The organism is Flavobacterium sp. TR2 (genome assembly GCF_025252405.1).
Classification (GTDB): Bacteria; Bacteroidota; Bacteroidia; order Flavobacteriales; family Flavobacteriaceae; genus Flavobacterium.
Genome location: NZ_CP104307.1, coordinates 2,703,948 through 2,721,424, shown reverse-complemented (window position 1 = coordinate 2,721,424; position 17,477 = coordinate 2,703,948). Strand labels below are relative to the sequence as shown.

Annotated in this window: 12 protein-coding genes; all 12 read right to left on the bottom strand. The window is 32.8% G+C overall.

From position 1 onward, the window contains the following. Nucleotides 1–20 precede the first annotated feature (20 nt). The 12 genes from yidC to N4T20_RS11885 all read right to left on the bottom strand — a co-directional run bounded on the left by yidC (nt 21) and on the right by N4T20_RS11885 (nt 17,311). Complete coding sequence (gene yidC / locus N4T20_RS11940; RefSeq protein WP_260669381.1) at nt 21–1,943, bottom strand: membrane protein insertase YidC; 1,923 nt, start codon at nt 1,941–1,943, stop codon at nt 21–23. Nucleotides 1,944–2,024: 81 nt separating this feature from the next. Continuing rightward, a complete protein-coding gene (locus tag N4T20_RS11935; RefSeq protein WP_260669380.1) occupies nt 2,025–3,638 on the bottom strand; it encodes a CTP synthase in 1,614 nt (537 codons plus the stop codon). 253 nt (nt 3,639–3,891) lie between these two features. Next, complete coding sequence (locus N4T20_RS11930; protein ID WP_260669379.1) at nt 3,892–5,217, bottom strand: HlyD family secretion protein; 1,326 nt, start codon at nt 5,215–5,217, stop codon at nt 3,892–3,894. Next, on the bottom strand, nt 5,210–7,396 hold the full coding sequence (locus N4T20_RS11925; RefSeq protein ID WP_260669378.1) for a peptidase domain-containing ABC transporter: 2,187 nt from the start codon (nt 7,394–7,396) through the stop codon (nt 5,210–5,212). The genes N4T20_RS11930 and N4T20_RS11925 overlap by 8 nt, the downstream gene beginning before the upstream one ends. A gap of 34 nt (nt 7,397–7,430) precedes the next feature. Beyond that, nucleotides 7,431–8,009 carry a hypothetical protein gene (locus N4T20_RS11920; RefSeq protein WP_260669377.1) on the bottom strand — a complete coding sequence of 193 codons (579 nt, stop codon included), beginning with the start codon at nt 8,007–8,009 and terminating at the stop codon, nt 7,431–7,433. 55 nt (nt 8,010–8,064) lie between these two features. After that, nucleotides 8,065–9,399: a glycoside hydrolase family protein gene (locus tag N4T20_RS11915; RefSeq protein ID WP_260669376.1), complete on the bottom strand. Its 1,335-nt coding sequence runs from the start codon at nt 9,397–9,399 to the stop codon at nt 8,065–8,067. An 81-nt stretch (nt 9,400–9,480) separates the two neighbouring features. Continuing rightward, nucleotides 9,481–11,061, bottom strand: a complete 1,581-nt coding sequence (locus tag N4T20_RS11910) for a DUF6734 family protein (RefSeq protein WP_260669375.1) — start codon at nt 11,059–11,061, stop codon at nt 9,481–9,483. 229 nt (nt 11,062–11,290) lie between these two features. Next, nucleotides 11,291–11,524, bottom strand: a complete 234-nt coding sequence (locus tag N4T20_RS11905; RefSeq protein WP_260669374.1) for a DUF3820 family protein — start codon at nt 11,522–11,524, stop codon at nt 11,291–11,293. A 308-nt stretch (nt 11,525–11,832) separates the two neighbouring features. Then, entirely contained in the window at nt 11,833–13,761 is a 1,929-nt protein-coding gene (gene nagB, locus N4T20_RS11900) for a glucosamine-6-phosphate deaminase (protein ID WP_260669373.1), read from the bottom strand. A 24-nt stretch (nt 13,762–13,785) separates the two neighbouring features. Continuing rightward, nucleotides 13,786–15,165, bottom strand: a complete 1,380-nt coding sequence (locus tag N4T20_RS11895) for a sugar MFS transporter (protein WP_260669372.1) — start codon at nt 15,163–15,165, stop codon at nt 13,786–13,788. A gap of 165 nt (nt 15,166–15,330) precedes the next feature. Continuing rightward, nucleotides 15,331–16,212 carry a sugar phosphate nucleotidyltransferase gene (locus N4T20_RS11890; protein WP_260669371.1) on the bottom strand — a complete coding sequence of 294 codons (882 nt, stop codon included), beginning with the start codon at nt 16,210–16,212 and terminating at the stop codon, nt 15,331–15,333. 19 nt (nt 16,213–16,231) lie between these two features. After that, nucleotides 16,232–17,311, bottom strand: a complete 1,080-nt coding sequence (locus tag N4T20_RS11885) for a mevalonate kinase (RefSeq protein WP_260669370.1) — start codon at nt 17,309–17,311, stop codon at nt 16,232–16,234. Nucleotides 17,312–17,477 lie beyond the last annotated feature (166 nt).

Here is a 17,477-nt window from a genome sequence, read left to right as displayed (position 1 = left end):
CGAGATTTTTTTATTGAGAATTATTTTTTCTTTTTGTTTGCTTGAGCTGCTTTTGCCGCTTCCTGCTGTTCCATTACTTCTTGAAGACGCTGTTGGAACTTGCTTGGTTTCTTAGGTTCTCTTTGTTTGTTTTCTTGAATTTGAGCGTGAATTTTATCACTGTCTACAATATAATTCTTGATCACAAACATAATTCCGATCGTAATTAAGTTCGAAATGAAGTTGTATAAAGACAATCCAGAACCGTAGTTGTTAAAGAAAATTAACATCATTAATGGCGAAACATAAATCATGATTTTCATCATTTTTGCCATATCTGGCATACCTTCTTGCTGAGGAGCAGCCATCTGCTGATCTCCAGAAGTCATCTTCATGTAGAAGAAAATCGCAATTGCCGCCAAAATTGGGAACAAACTGATATGATCTCCATACATAGGAATATTGAACGGTAATTTTACAATCGAGTCAAAAGAAGATAAATCGTCTGCCCAAAGGAAGCTTTTTTGTCTTAATTCAAATGCTGCAGGGAAAAACTGGAACGATGCATACATGAAAGGCAACTGAATCAATGCAGGGATACATCCGGCCATTGGGTTTACACCTGCTTTGTTGTACAGTTTCATAGTTTCCTGTTGTTTCTTCATTGGGTCTTTTTTGAATTTCTCTCCCAACTCAGCAATATCAGGTCTTAAAACTTTCATTTTAGCCTGAGACAAGAATGACTTATAAGTAATTGGCGACATGGCCAATTTGATGATAATCGTAAAAATAATGATTGCAATTCCTAATGACAATCCTATTGTTGAACTTAAGAATCCGAATAATGGAATGAAAATCCATTTGTTGATCCATCCGAAGATTCCCCATCCAAGCGGAATAATCTTTTCGAAGTTTTTATCGTAAGCTTTTAATGTTTTGTAATCTGCAGGACCCATATACAAATTCATTTTGTAATCGATCTCTCCATTTGAAAACGCTAAAGGCAAATTAGCTCTAAACTGTTTAGTGAAAACTGTATCAATTTTATCGTCTTTAACTAAATCGTCAGATTGTAATTTTGAAGTTTCAAAAGGTTTTTCTGTAGATAAAATTGTAGTAAAGAAATGCTGTTTAAACGCAACATAACTCACTTTAGTAGGAGTTTCTTCTTTTCCTTGCCCGTGTGAACTTACGTTATTGTATTTTGATTCTTCGTATTTGTAATCAATTTGCGCATAACGATTTTCATAAGCAACACTTTTCTCGTTTCTGTATGTTTTTAAATCCCATTGCAAATCAACTGGTTTAGCAGAATTTAAAACTCTGTTTAATCCTTGAGAACGAATATCAAAACCAACTAAGTAATCGTTTGGCTTAAGAATATATTTGTATTCTAAAAATTCATTAGCTCCAGCTTTCAAACGCATAGAAAGAACTTGGTCTGCACCAATTTTTTCTAATGTTGGCTCAAAATACAAATCTTTAGAATTTAATGTTCTATTATCTGTAGTAAGAAGCTGTAAATTTAAGTTTGAGTTGTTGTTTTTGATTAACTCAACTAATTGACCAGAACCTTTTTTTAATCTTTCGAATTCTTTTAAAGTAGCTTCAACAATATACCCACCTTTATTAGCAATCTTTAATCTTAATTTTTCGTTTTCGATTGTAGTAAAAGCTTCTTTTGCAGAAGGAAGTGTTGCAGAATAAGCAAATCCTCCTAAAGTTTTTTGCAATTGAGCCAATTGAACTGTATCTCCAGGAGTTACAGCTGCAGCTGGTAATGACGCAGTTTTAGCTTTGTCTGCTTTTGCTTGTGCTTCTTGTTTAGCAACTAATTCTTTCTTGGCTTTCTCAGCAGCAATTTCTTTTTCAGAAGGCTGATTTTGATACATTATCCAAATCAAAATTCCGAATATCAATACAAAACCAATGATCGAATTGAGGTCTAATTTTTTTTCTTCCATTATTAATTTAAAAAAGTTATTCGTTGAAGGTTATTAGTAATGAGTTTAACTCAAATGTTACATCTTCACAGAATATAATTATTATTTTTTATGTGCATTTACAGCAGCTGCCACAAAGTTCACAAAAATAGGGTGCGGATTTGCAACGGTACTCTTGTATTCTGGGTGGTATTGTACACCAATGAAGAATGGGTGATTTTCAAGCTCTACAATTTCTACTAATCCTGTATCAGGATTAACTCCAGACGCTTTTAAACCAGCTTTTTGCAATTCATCAGCATATTTATTATTGTACTCATAACGGTGGCGGTGACGCTCCGAAATAGTTTTTTCTCCGTAAATTTTGTACGCTAAAGTGTCTGGTTTAATATCACATTTCCAAGCACCTAAACGCATTGTTCCTCCTTTATCGGTTACATTTTTCTGCTCTTCCATTAAACTCACAACTGGATGAGGCGTTTTATCGTTCATCTCAGTAGAGTTGGCCTCAGCATAACCTAAAATATTTCTAGAATATTCGATAACAGACATTTGCATTCCTAAACAAATTCCGAAGAAAGGAATGTTGTTTTCACGCACAAAACGAACTGCTTCAATTTTTCCTTCAATACCTCTTTCACCGAAACCTGGAGCAACTAAAACTCCGTCCAAAGAACCTAATTTTTCTTCCACATTATCTGAATTGATATGCTCAGAGTGAATTGAAATTACGTTTACTTTTGTTTCGTTTGCAGCTCCTGCATGAATGAACGCCTCTAAAATAGATTTGTAACAATCCTGCATTTCTACATATTTACCAACCAAACCAATGTTTACAGTTTGTTTTGGGCTTTTTAATCTTTTTAAGAAAGTATTCCAGTTTTTAAGATCTGGAGATGCTTTTTTAGGCAAATCTAATTTCTTTAAAGCCACAACGTCTAATCCTTCTTCAAGCATTAAATTTGGAACTTCATATATAGTAGAAGCATCAATTGATTGAATAACCGCTTCTTTCTTCACATTACAGAATAAAGCTAATTTTTGACGCAATTCCTGAGATAATTCGTGCTCAGTTCTACAAACCAAAATATCGGCTTTAATACCGCTTTCCATTAAAGTTTTAACAGAGTGCTGTGTTGGTTTTGTTTTCAACTCTCCTGCTGCTGCCAAATAAGGAACTAATGTCAAGTGAATAACAATTCCGTTATTTTCACCTAACTCCCAAACTAGTTGACGAACAGATTCTATATAAGGTAGAGATTCGATATCACCAACTGTACCTCCAATTTCAGTAATTACAATGTCATAATCGCCAGATTTACCTAGCAATTGCATTCTGTCTTTGATTTCGTTTGTGATATGAGGAACAACCTGAACCGTTTTTCCTAAAAATTCTCCTCTTCTTTCTTTTTCAATAACCGAAAGATAAACTCTTCCTGTAGTAACGTTATTAGCCTGAGAAGTAGGAACGTTTAAGAAACGCTCGTAGTGTCCTAAGTCTAAGTCAGTTTCAGCACCATCATCTGTCACATAACATTCTCCGTGCTCGTACGGGTTTAGTGTCCCCGGGTCAACGTTAATGTATGGATCAAATTTCTGAATAGTTGTGCGGTATCCTCTTCCTTGTAACAATTTTGCCAAAGATGCCGCGATAATTCCTTTTCCTAATGAAGAGGTCACACCTCCTGTAACAAAAATATATTTTGTTTGATTCATTCTGTTGTCGTTTGTAAGTAGTTGTGTAAAAAACTTGGCAAAAGTACAAATTTAATTAGACAATTTATCAATTCCAGAATGAGATAATTTTTAATTTTTTAAAGCTCTTTCGAATTAAATAAAGGTTTAAAGATCTACCATAAGAAAACCAAAGGTTTTTCTGCTTTTAACTAAAAATTCGCAAATAATAAACAACAATCTTAATGATTTAAAAATCCGATTCCAAGGTTCTAAATTTAGTTTTTTATTGAATCTATTTTAGCTTGTAACGTAAATTATCAAAGAAACGTTCAATTAACCTTCGATCTTCTGTAATAATTTCAGCTGTTCCTTTTGATTCTGCATGAAAATTAAGTTCTACACCATAATTCGTTTTCAATCCAAATGGCAAAGTGACATCAACTAAATAGGAATTAATTTTATTCTGATTATCTGAAAGAGCTTGTTGATTTGTCACTAGCGAAATTCTTTTAACTTTCCCTTTTATTGAGCCATACTCATTGTAGGGATAATTATTAAGTTTAATAATAACACCTTGTCCAATTTTTACTTTTCCTGCTCCATTTTCTGGCAGATTGACTTGACCAATCAATTCATTATTATCAGGCATTATTTTAAATAACTCCTGCCCAGACTGTATATAATCATTTGTTTTAATAAAATTTAAGAAATCAACTTTTCCATCAATTGGCGAAACAAAAACATAAGTACGTTCCCATTTTTTTATTGAATCTATCAAATCATAGTAGCTGTTGAATAAATTAACAACAAGTTCTCTTTCTTTTACTGCTTTTTCAATTGCAATTATTTGCGCTTTATTTTGAGTTTCCTTTATTTGATAATTTGTATTATTTATTTCTTTATCAATTGCATTATAATCAAGAATGCTATTTGCTTTTGCAATAATTGACTTCTCTATATCAGCTTTAGAAGTTACTTCTTTTTCAAATAAAATAGAATCTTTCTTAAAAAGGCTTTGCGATATTCTGTATTTAATTTCCTGATTCTTAAAATCGTTTTGTAACTGGGAAAATTTGCTTTGTTGCAATTCTAATAACTTTTGATTTATTTGTTTTTGAAATTCATACGGCTGCTGGACTGAATAATCTAAGTATTGATATAATGAATTTAAAAAATTAAAATACTTATTATTTATTTCACCCAAAGATAAATTTTCAGGAAACAAATGTCGATGCTCATTATAAACAACTTCATGTATGTTAGTTTTATAAAGTAAATCATTCAACAATTGAACATCTTTTAAATTAGCTTCATTCTTTATATAAGCTAAATATGTTCCATTATTTACTTTTACGCCAGATTTATTCTTTAATAAAATTATGTTCCCCGAAGTTGAAGCAACCAATCTAACTGGAGCTTGCTGTGTGTTCACAACAATCTGGCCAGACAAAATTGATGGGTATTTAATTAACCAGCCAAATAGCAGCAAAAGTAAAACCAGCCCAATAGCAATTCCGCTTATTGTTGCACCGAATTTAGTTGGCATTCTTTCAATTATTGAAGCAACCTCTTCAGTTCTATTTTCATTCAATGTTTTATGAAATCTTTTATTAGCCATTTACCGTATCTCCTATTTGTGTTTTAACTAATTGATAGTAATGTCCATTTTCGCGAGCCATCAGCATATCATGATTTCCAATTTCGGTAATATAACCGTTTTTTAACACTATAATCTGGTCTGCTTTACGAATTGTACTTAATCTATGCGCTACAACAATTACAGTTTTATCCTTAAATATTTCCTCTAATGCCACTACAATTTTCTGTTCATTTATTACATCTAATGAATTTGTTGCTTCATCAAAGAACAGATAATCAGGATCTTTATACAAGGCTCTAGCAATAAGAACACGCTGTTTTTGTCCTCCGCTTAAACCTCTTCCATTTTCTCCCATCATCGTTTGATATCCTTTTGGCATTGATTCAATTTCAGAAGCTATATTTGCTGCTGTTACTGCTTTTTTTAACCTTTCATAATCTATATTTTCATCGTCTAAAACAATATTATTTTGAATTGTATCGCTAAATATTTTACCATCTTGCATTACAGCTCCACAGCTTTCTCGCCATTGTCTTAAATTAATATTCTGAATATTTAAATTTCCCATTGACAATTCGCCATGAGTAGGCTTATACAATCTCAGTATTAATTTCAGCAAAGTAGTTTTCCCGCTTCCACTATCACCAACGATTGCTGTAACTTTACCTTCAGGAATCACCAGAGAGATGTTACTCAAAATATAATCACCATTACGGCTATACTGAAAACTCACATTTCTTAAAAGCAAACTTTTATCTTCTGGAAGCTTTATATTATTAGTACTATCATTTTCTTCCTCATTCTCCAACTCATGTATTTCATTCAATCTTAAAAAACTAATCTTAGCATATTGCCCTGATTGAATAAAAGATATAAACTGCATAATAGGGCCATTTAACATTCCTATTATAAATTGAGTAGAAATCATTACCCCGAAAGTAATATCACCTTTTATTACTGACTTCGCACAGTAAAAAGTAATAATCAAATTGGTTAACTGATTAATAAACTGTGCTCCTAAATTTAAAGCATTATTGATTCTTAGTATTTTTTGATCAATTTTGAATAATTGAACCTGCAAAGCTTCCCATTTCCATCTTTTGTGCTTCTCGTAATTATTGATTTTGATATCTTGAATACTTCCAATGGTTTCTACCCAATAACTTTGGTTTTTAGTATGTATGTCAAAATACTCCCAATCTAGTTTCTTTCGAAACTGAAGAAAAAATAAAACCCAGCCAATAAATAATATGCTCCCTATAACATAAATCAAACATAAAACGGGGCTGTATATCATCAAAATTATTCCAAAAATGAAAAATGTTAAAATCGAAAAAAGAAAATTAAGAGAGTTATTCATTACAAAATCCCGAATGCGTTCATGATCCTGCGCTCGCTGTAAAATATCTCCAATTAATTTGTTTTCAAAAAAAGTAATGGGCAGTTTCATTAATTTGATCAGATAATCTGAAATTAATGAGATATTGATTCTAGATGTTAGATGAAGGAGAATCCAATCCCGAACCATATTACTCAATAAAATGCTGACTATAATGGTTATATTGGCAATTAAAACCAGGTCAATAAAATCTAAATCGTTTGTTTGGATTCCAACATCAATAACAGCTTTTGAAATAAAAGGCAAAAATGCCTGCAAAACTGTTACTATTAGCATGACCACAAACAAGTTTACAAAACTCTTTTTATAAGGTGTAAAATAACCTAAGAAATTTTCAAAAGTCTTACGTCTTTCTAGTTTGTCATTTATAGATCGCTGCTTAAAATCCGCCATTGGCTCTATGGCTAAAACTGCTCCAGTTTTAGTTTCTTTTAACCATCCATTTTGAAAATTTTTATGAGAATATTTCAATAAGCCTTTTGCAGGATCTGAAACAAATACTTGTTTATGAGTTATTTTATAAACTACTATAAAATGATTATCCTGCCAGTGTACAATACATGGCAACGGAATAGTCCTAAAAGTCTCAAAATCTATTTTAATGCTTTTAGTGCGTAAACTTATTTTTTCGCAGGCATCGCTAATGTCTAAAAAACTAACCCCTTCTCTTGTAATGCCACATAGATCTCGTAAAAAAGGCAGGCTGTAAAACCTGCCATAATATTTAGCAATTATTTTAATACAAGCTGGACCACAATCTTTAGCATCAAGCTGATATTCATGAGGAAAATTGAACATTACATTTTATTTTTAATTTAAAAGACTATAAGAGCTAGTTATACCCACTAATTTTTTTGATTTCTTCTATTCTTTTTAAAACAAACTTGATTTCTGCACTGCTCACAATACCTGAACATCCAGTACCACCCTCACATCCAATCTGAATATTTTGTGAATTCAATTCTCTTAATTCCTGCCATTTTTTTTGATATTTTATAAAGTTTTCTTTTGACGCAATATTCATTTTCAAAGAATTTACAAAATATGTATTATCCTTAGCTTTTAAGACTCCTTCTTTATTTCTGGCAATTTCTAAGTCAAATTCTTTAAGATTTGATTTGACCAATACATTCAATAAACTATCGACAAAATGTAATCTTTCACTCAAACAAAGATTTATCTCGTAACTCCCATATTTAGAATCACATGGAAATTTTTTTGAATTATATATGAACACAGGATCTGTTTTCTCTTTATCTGATAATATTCGTTTTCGCAGACTTAAATATTGAGTGTTTTTCTTACTAATTTTGCAATTATTTCTTGTTTTATAATGGCTATACAATAAAGAGGTTATAATCAAAATCAGCAATACATTTAATATTATTGAAAAATTTAAAATCTTTTTCATACTTTTTTTATTTTATTAGAAAATGTAGTTTCTTTAATAACAAAGAATTTATAACTTATTTAAGCCCTAATTTTATTAATTCTGCATTCGCCTGCTCAGGGGTTAACAAACGTCCATTGATAAATGCCTGCGCTTCAAAATATCTTCTATCTTGAATCCCTCCGACTTCCTTATTAAGATAGGAATTTTCCATTATTTTATTTGCTGCTTCTACTCCTCCTGATTGCATTGCTGAAAGAACTTGATGAACGATATTTTGATTTTTATCAGAACCAGGACCTACGTTGTAAGTCATATCAACTAATGCAGAATATTGGTTTCTAGTCAGTTTATTAGTAAGATCGAAATTTTCAATTTTTTGATTTAATGCATTTTCGGCTGCTATTATATCTTGTGCTAAATATGTAACAGCCTGATCGAATGTTATAGATTTTACATCTGTTGATTTTATTGCTCCATCATGCAACTTATGCCCAAAGCCAACAGTTGCGTGTTTCGCATAATTACCATCTTTATCATAAGTTGTCAGAGATAGTTTTTCATATAAGGCAATCATGTAAGCACCTTCAGAATTTAATTTCATGTCTGGCTGGAAAGTAACGCTATAATTATAGTCTTTTTTCAATGGGTCATAATCTGTAATAACTTTATGCATCATTTCAGAAAACTTAATTTTGTTAAGTCCATCGGTCACTTGCTGCTTTGTAAATGGGGTTATTACAGCTCTAGTGCCATTTGTAGCTCCTCCCTGTCCACTATTTGTTGGATTAATATGAAGTATTCCATTATCATAAACCACTCCTTGCGGAATTGTGCTTGGACCTTTGTAATTATTAACAACAGGAACTTCATTTAAAACTATGCCTGGCAAATTACTATTATTTATTTCTCGTCCTCCAGCGCTGACTTCTCTATTCAAAAAGTCATACATCTGGTTGCTTGTTACATTACCATTGTTTGCACTTAAAAAACCTAAATAACGACTAATAGCAGTAGGGTCATTTGTAGTTCTACTTCCATCGCTATTAAACACCCAACCGCCAGTACCGCTGTAATTGTAACTAGATGTAGAAGAATTTAAATTATTTATTCCTGTAGAACCACTATAATATAGCGACCCTGGATAACTACTTTCACCAGATCCCGTTATAGAACCACTACCATAAACTCCTCCTCCAGAAGCATTACTTCCGCCAAATCCGCCATAATTGCTTCCTGAGAAACTCGAATTAAAAGGATTACTACTTAACGCTGGTGTACCTCCTCCACCGCCATAAAGATTACTACCTGAACCAGTACTACTACCCGATCCTCCAATGATTTCTCTCATTCCATCTCTCTTCAACATTCCTTTAATGTCGCTAAATTTAATTTTCTTAGTTGTTTTCATGATAAAAGGTTTTATTAATAAGTAAAAACATCAAATAACTATTTAATTAACATTATTTAGTGTGTCAAATTTTAAAATAGATTATACTTTTATATATTTTATAGATTTAGTATGCAGCCCTAACTTTATTCTACCAAAAATTAGCTCTTCAAACTCTTTAATATTATTTTTCAATTCATTTGTGTCGAAATAAACTTTAAGCTCTTCCAATAGTTCTCCAACTCTTTTTTTCTTTTTTAAAATATCTAGAATAAGCAAATCAAGAGAATCAACATATACTAATGAAAATCTGTATTGATCGCATTCGGGAATAATAATGGTAGAAAAACTTGTTTCAGATTCTTCTAAATCAACTATTTCATTTTCATCTTTAACTTTTTGTTTTTCAATAAAAGAGCTCCAATTATATCTGCTTTCAATTATACGGTAATCTTTATCGCTCACTAGCACTTGAGAGTAAACCTCAACATTATTTTCAAACAAACTTTGAAAATAAAAGTTCGCCTTACAATCTCTTGCGTACAAATAATCTATAGAAAAAAACACAAAATCTTTTTTTACTATGGCATCAATTTTTGAATTAAATATTTCAAAATCTATAAACTGATCTTTATTTAACTTAAAACTTCCTAATTCTTTTTTGAGATTTCTTTTAAAATCAAAATTCAATGACTTAGCAGATGATTCTCTTTTATTTTTCAAATCTTTATCTAGTAGTTTTTTATATCTCTCCAACAGATAATTTTCGGTCGCATTTTCTATTTTATAATAGTCTTTATAGAGCGGTAATTTATTTTTCTTAAACAAATCAATTATTCTATAATAGTATTCTGGATAATCCTGCCGAAGTCTATTAGCCATCTGCTTACAAACAAAATCATTACGCTTATAGCTTCCTAATAGATGTATGTAATCATTATTATATGGAACTTTCTCAAAATCACCAAAACCTCTATATTGGTTATCACCAATTATCTTTGATATTAATACACTCACTTTTTTCTTATACTTCTTTGCTAAACAATAAAAAAGATATTGTTCAAAAAATATATTGAAATTTGAAACATTTATTTTGGAAAGATTTAATGTGTTTTTCCCAACAAAATCAAAAGCTTTTTCAGTATACTCTTTAAAAAAACAAATATCACTTCCTCCAAATATTCCAGCATTGTATGCTAAAATCTGTTCTTTTGACTTTCTTTCTTTTAGAATTTCATCGGGAAAAAAATTCAATTCAGATTCTAGTGAAATCATTATTTTCTCATAATAATCTGTAGCTGCTTCTATATTTTGAGCTATTAAACCACCCTTCAAAAGAGAATCTTCAAATTCTTTCCAGATAAAAACATCCCCATCAACATGTAAAAAAGGTTTTTCTTGCTGTGAATATGCCGATATCTTAGGCAATGCCCAAAGTTGCGGATGGTAAATATTTAAAGAATCCAGATTACATACTACTTCACTGTAAGGGAGCCTCAAAGTATCAATCAACATTTTAGCTGAAACAGTATCAGCATATAAAATTAATTCCGGATAATATTGCTTTAATTGCAAACAGCTTAATGCCCAAGACATTAGATTGTATTCAGGAGATAACCATCCCGAATTAGAAGTCAGTAAATTTGATTTATTACATGCCCAAACACTTTGAATGATTCTCATTATTTAAAAAAATCAAAAGAAATTGGCTAAATCAAAAAGAGGGAATAAAAAAAAGGCAAATTTTAGCATAAAAAAAATATTATAATTTAAAAAACACTGACTTGTACACATTTACGAATTCAGTCTTGAACTCTGTGGTATCATTTTGTTTTTGGAAATTATAATATTTTGTATTTTCAAACGTATATAAAAAAAATCAAATCACAAAAGATTTTTCTTACTTTTTTTTTTAGATAGGCTTTGGATATTGCTTTTTAATATTTCGGATCAATTCTTCCAGACCATTTAGTTTTAACTCATATATAAGCTGCAATTGCTGACCAAGCTCTCCTTTTGGAAATCCTTTGTTATGATACCAAACGACGTAATATTCAGGCAAATCAATTAAATATCTTCCTTCGTATTTTCCGAAAGGCATTTTGGTGTGGGCTAATTTTATGAGCTGTTTTTTGTCTTGATCCATATTTTTTAAGAAGAAAGAAGCAAGAGGAAAGACTTATGCTTTCTTCTTGCTTCAATTCTATGCAAAGCTATTATTTATTTGCCACAGATTAAAAGGATTCTCACAGATTATTAAATCAAAGATTAAAAACTTAGAATCTTAGAACCTTATCAACTTTAAAAAAAAAGAAGCAAGAAAAAAGAACCAATTGTCGTTCCTCCTTCCTGCTTCAAAAATATTATTTGAGATTATAATTCGTCTAAAAGTTAAAGATTTACACAAAGATCAGAAGCCTTTGCACCTTTGTCCCTCAGCGCCTTAGAACCTTTTTAATAGTGCCATCTCACGAAAGCCTCCATTGCAGCGTACGTTGCCAAACCTAATTGATGGTACAATTCTGCTGTTTCGCGGTTTCTGTCTTCTGCTCTCTGCCAGAACTCTCTTGCGTCTGTTCCTTGGAAAACAACACCATCTTTTTGAGATTGATGCTTGAAGATTCCGTGACGTTTTGCCAAAACTTGATCTGGACTCATTGGAACAGCCATTTCAACTTCGTCAATTCCCCATTCTTGCCAAGCTCCACGGTATAACCATAACCAGCAGTCATCCATAAATGATTTAGGTTTTAGATTTTTAACCGCTTCAAAAATAGCATCCAAACAAACTTTGTGTGTTCCGTGCGGATCTGCTAAATCTCCCGCCGCATAAATTTGGTGCGGTTTAACCTTTTCGATTAAATCCATTGTCAGTTGTACATCTTCTGGACCGATTGGTTTTTTCTCAATTGTTCCTGTTTCATAAAAAGGCAATTCCATAAAGTGAATTTGAGAATCTGGAAGACCAACAAAATAACTTGTAGCTCTCGCCTCTCCTTTTCTAATCAAACCTTTGATATAACGAACTTCTGGAATATCAATTTCGCTGTTCTTTTTGTTCTGCAAGAATGCTTCTGCTTTTTTGTAGATGTTGTCTGCTTCTTCGCTTTTGATTCCAAATTTCTCATTGTAATCAATTACGAATCTTGCAAAACGCAGAGCTTCATCATCTGCAACTGCAATATTTCCAGATGTCTGGTACGCTACGTGCACCTCATGCCCTTGCTCTTGCAGACGCATAAAGGTTCCTCCCATACTAATAATATCATCATCAGGGTGCGGAGAGAAAATCAATACACGTTTTTTAGCCGGCTCTGCTCTTTCAGGACGATTTGTATCGTCTGAATTTGGCTTTCCGCCCGGCCAACCTGTAATTGTATTTTGTAATTTATTAAATATCTTAATGTTAGTATCGTAAGCTGGGCCTGAATCTGCCAATAAATCGCTCATACCGTTTTCGATATAATCTGCATCAGTAAGCATTAAAATTGGTTTTTTTAGGTCTAATGCCAACCCCAAAACTGCTTTACGAGTCAATTTATCTGTCCAAACAATTTTCTCAACCAACCAAGGCTTGTTAATTCTTGTTAGTTTTGAAGAAGCTTCTTTGTCTAAAACAAAAACCGCATTGTTGTGCTCTTGCAAGAATGACGCAGGAACTCGGTTTGTAACTTCATCTTCAACAGATTTTTTTACAATGCTTGCTTTTCCTTCACCCCAAGCTAACAAGATTACTCTTTTTGCTTCCATGATTTTTTTAACTCCAAGCGTAATTGCTGTTCTTGGCGTATTGTTTAAACCAAAGAAATCTTTGCTTGCAGCAACTCTTGTAATATGATCTAAAGCCACTAAACGTGTTTTAGAGTTTTGAAGCGAACCCGATTCGTTAAAACCAATGTGTCCATTACCTCCAATTCCAAGAATCTGAAGATCGATTCCGCCTAAAGCTTCAATTTTAGCTTCATATTCGTGGCAGTAATCTGCGATTTGCTCTTTAGTCAAAAGACCATCTGGAACGTGTGCGTTTTCAGGTAAAATATCAACATGATCAAACAAAAGCTCTTTCATGAAACGAACATAACTATTGATTGAATTTGGTTCCATTGGATAATATTCATCCAAGTTAAAACTGATTACATTTTTGAAGCTCAAACCTTCTTCTTTGTGCAGACGCACTAATTCAGCATACAAACCTTTTGGAGAAGATCCTGTTGCCAATCCTAAAATACATGGCTTTCCTTCTTTTTGTTTTTCTCTGATTAATGCCGCGATTTCCTGCGCCACTTCTTTTGAAGCTTCAGTTGAGTTTTCAAAAACAACTGTATTGATGTTTTCGAATCGTTTTTCGAAACCTGTTGCTTTGTCGATTTTACTTTTTAACATGATATATTAATTTTTATTTTTTGTTCAACTATTCCATTTCCTGTATTTATGCCCTTTTACAGCATAAAACAAAATCATTGCGTATGAAGGCAGTAGTATTAAATATGCCAATTGGTTACCGCTTTTTGAAATATCTTGCATATTTTTTGCAAGATTTGCAGAATTGATGCTTTCTGTAATCATTCCATAAAATAAAGGAAAAACTGCTCCACCGATAATTCCCATAATCAAAATCGCGCTTCCTATTTTGGTATAGCCTCCTAAATCCTGCAAAGCCATTGGCCATATTGCCGGCCAGCATAGTGCATTTGCCAATCCTAAAAGTGCCACCAAAAATATTACCAAAGGTATATTTGGAGTTCCTGGCAATGCAATCATTATTTTTGGCGAAATCAAAACAATTGCTAGAACCAGTACTAGACCTAGCATTCCAGATGCTTTTAAAGCTGTAACCTGAGAAACATATTTAGGAATCAGCACTATTCCAAGAACATACCCAACAACCATTGCTGACATGGTAAATGAGGTTAATTTGAGATAGAAATTTCCTTCTTCGCCATAAACTCCGAGTTGTTTACCGAAAGCTCCAATAGAATCTCCCGCCAAAACTTCTGCAGACAAATACAGCATTAGCGTAATTACTCCTAAAACTAATTGCGGATGTTTGAAGGCATTTTTAATCTGTTTAAAAACACTTAATTCTGAGACATTACCTTCCTCATCCAAATCAATTTCTGGAAGCGGAGAAAATTTTACCATTACAGCTAAGACAGTAATAATCAACCCCATATAAAGATACGGTGTTTGCAATTGCAAAGCAAGAGAATTTAGCGCGCTGTTTTTTGCAGCTTCATCCATCAAAGCAATTTTGTCTGCGGTAAAGTCCTGCATATTAGACAAAACCAAAACCGTAAGCACAATTGGCGCAACAAATCCTGCTAATTTATTTGCAATTCCTAAAACGCTGATTCTAGCGGCCGCACTTTCTCGCGGACCGATTACAACTACATAAGGATTTGACGCTGTCTGCAAAACCGCCAAACCGGTCCCCATTACAAACAATGCCAATAAAAACAAGAGAAATGTACGGCTAGAAGCTGCTGGATAAAACATAAAAGCTCCCGCAGCGATAATTAATAAGCCTAAAGAAATTCCGTTCTTATACCCTACTTTTTCAATGATATATGAAGACGGAACTGCCATTACAAAATAAGCAATATAAAATGCAAAAGTCACAAAATACGCTTGTGAAGAAGTCAATTCGCAAGCTAATTCAAAAAACGGAATAAGCGGTCCGTTAAGCCAGGTTACGAATCCTAGAATAAAAAACAATAAGGTCAAAATCACCATCGGAACAATGGCACTTTTTTTCTCTACCTGTAATGTACTTTGAATGTTTGTCATAATTTTTGGTTGATTAGTTTATAGATTTATTTAATTCAAAATCTAAATTAGAATCAACTCTCACATTATTGATTGCGTAATTTATGCAAATATCTGCATTTTTTTTGCAAAACAAAAGTACTACATTAAATTTCCTTATTCTCTAATTTAGATATGAAAGTTTTGTTAATTTTTGTTATTCCAGTTTAAATCAGGATAATATTTTGCCAAATATGTTTTTACATCGGCAATATCATCTTTAGCGGTAAGATCTGGAACGTGCTCAGAAAACGGAATTCCGACAGTAGTTTGCGGATTTTCCTTAACAGAATTTAAAAGAACCGTCGGAAGCTCCTTTTCATCGCGCTCTGGATGAACAGGACAATTTTTCAGATGCGTATATAAAGTCTTGCCATTAAATTTAAAAGCATTCATACTAACACGTATCTTCCCTTCAGCATCTTTATATTGCTCCAAATCCTCTTCTGATGGTTTTTCTAAAATATCCAGCAGCTGATTGTTCTGGTCTAATTTGGCAATTGCAAAACGTGAAATACGCTCAAGAGGAAAATCCATCGCATCGCGGTCATAGCTAATAAAAGCATTTGGACTTTCGGTCTCTCTCAACGCACGCAAAGCTTCTGCAGAATACAAATTATCGCTATTGCAAACTGAGTAAAACTGCGAATTTAATTCCGGATATTGCTCCACAGCCTGAAATAAAGCATCTGCAGTTCCAAAAGGCTTCACTCTTCCCTCTGGAATATATTGAACCGCAAACGAAATATTGAGTCCATGAAAATCATTATCCTTTGTTTTGCTCCCATAAAACTCTTTAAACAACTCTCCTTGTTCTCCTATAATAATGTATATATTTTTATAGCCTGCTTTTCGGGCATTCCATAAAAGATAATCCAAAAGAGGCCTTCCGCTTGCGCCAACTCCGATCAAACCTTTACTTCTTTCGTTGGCCTGAGCTATTTCTTCTGGAGATAAATTATTTACAACCGCTTCTTTTTTCATTCGAGAAGAAGCTCCGCCGGCTAAAATCACTAAACTGTCGTGCATTTTATTTTAATTTTCAATATTATTCAATAATTCGTACTCCGGGATCAACATTTACCGCATAGGCTTCTTGAGCCCCTGCGTGCAAAATCGCTTTTATAACCGTATCTTCATGTTTAGGATCGGCGATTACAACAATACTTCCACCACCGCCAGAACCAACTATTTTCGCTCCATATGCACCAGCCCTTAATGCCGCTGTAATCATAGCATCAATTCTTGGAACGGTAATTTTAAGCAAATCGCGAAGAACCGCATGATGGCCATTCATTAAAGCGCCAATTTTTTTTAGATCCAAAACTGGTTTTTCAAATTCTTTTAAAGCTTCTTGGGTATAATGGTAATTCATAATAGCAGCTTCAAAATACGGAATCAAGCGATCTGGAAGACAATTTTTATATTTGCCAATATCTTCTATTTCAGAAGCATTTAAATCAAATTGCGGATAATTTTGCTTTACAAGATCAATTGCCATCAAAGCGTTTCCTTTCAATTCTCCGAGCAATCCGATTGTTTCCTTCGGAACACCAGAAACACCGGTGATCAATCCTTTTAACTGCGTTCCAATAACATTATAAGAGAATGGCTTTTTGGTATTGATGTAAACAATATTTCCAACTCCAATACTAAAATGATCCATCATTCCGCCTGGTTCTCCATGCTCTAAAACTTCAGACTCGTAACCTAATTTTGAAAGAAAGTCAGGAGTAACTTCGTGATCTATCCCAAAAGCTTCTATAAGAAAACGAATCCAGGCCATTAATAAGGCCGAAGAACTTGAAGTTCCTGAATTAATCGGAATATCTCCAGTAATTGTAATTGTATAACCAGATGTTGGTTTACAGCCATATCTGCGCAAAACGCGCAATGAGGACGCAAAATAATCTCTTGGTTCTAATTTTTCGAAAGCCTCATGTATATCGATAACCCGAATTTCATTAATATCAATCATATTCAGAACAAAAGTTTGAGTCTGATTTTCTTTTGCAATTAATTTTATATTCCGATCTATCGCACAGGCTATAACAGGCAGCCCTAAATAATCTTGATGATCTCCAAAAAGACAAGTTCGGCCGGGGGCTAATGACGTAATTTTTTTCACTTAAGCGATTTGTATTAAAACACTACAATTCAACAAATTAAAGTGTTAATTAGTTATAAATTTATTTCAGTTTTTTGGTTTTGATTTCACGAAACTAGAGATTATATTTTTATAAAACAAGAAAAAACACAAAAATGTGCTCGAACACACTTTTTTAATGTTCTCG

Excerpts from the sequence above, each read along its gene's own strand:
- yidC (WP_260669381.1), bottom strand. The coding sequence starts at position 1,943 with ATGGAAGAAAAAAAATTAGACCTCAATTCGATCATTGGTTTTGTATTG.
- N4T20_RS11935 (WP_260669380.1), bottom strand. The coding sequence starts at position 3,638 with ATGAATCAAACAAAATATATTTTTGTTACAGGAGGTGTGACCTCTTCA.
- N4T20_RS11930 (WP_260669379.1), bottom strand. The coding sequence starts at position 5,217 with ATGGCTAATAAAAGATTTCATAAAACATTGAATGAAAATAGAACTGAA.
- N4T20_RS11925 (WP_260669378.1), bottom strand. The coding sequence starts at position 7,396 with ATGTTCAATTTTCCTCATGAATATCAGCTTGATGCTAAAGATTGTGGT.
- N4T20_RS11920 (WP_260669377.1), bottom strand. The coding sequence starts at position 8,009 with ATGAAAAAGATTTTAAATTTTTCAATAATATTAAATGTATTGCTGATT.
- N4T20_RS11915 (WP_260669376.1), bottom strand. The coding sequence starts at position 9,399 with ATGAAAACAACTAAGAAAATTAAATTTAGCGACATTAAAGGAATGTTG.
- N4T20_RS11910 (WP_260669375.1), bottom strand. The coding sequence starts at position 11,061 with ATGAGAATCATTCAAAGTGTTTGGGCATGTAATAAATCAAATTTACTG.
- N4T20_RS11905 (WP_260669374.1), bottom strand. The coding sequence starts at position 11,524 with ATGGATCAAGACAAAAAACAGCTCATAAAATTAGCCCACACCAAAATG.
- nagB (WP_260669373.1), bottom strand. The coding sequence starts at position 13,761 with ATGTTAAAAAGTAAAATCGACAAAGCAACAGGTTTCGAAAAACGATTC.
- N4T20_RS11895 (WP_260669372.1), bottom strand. The coding sequence starts at position 15,165 with ATGACAAACATTCAAAGTACATTACAGGTAGAGAAAAAAAGTGCCATT.
- N4T20_RS11890 (WP_260669371.1), bottom strand. The coding sequence starts at position 16,212 with ATGCACGACAGTTTAGTGATTTTAGCCGGCGGAGCTTCTTCTCGAATG.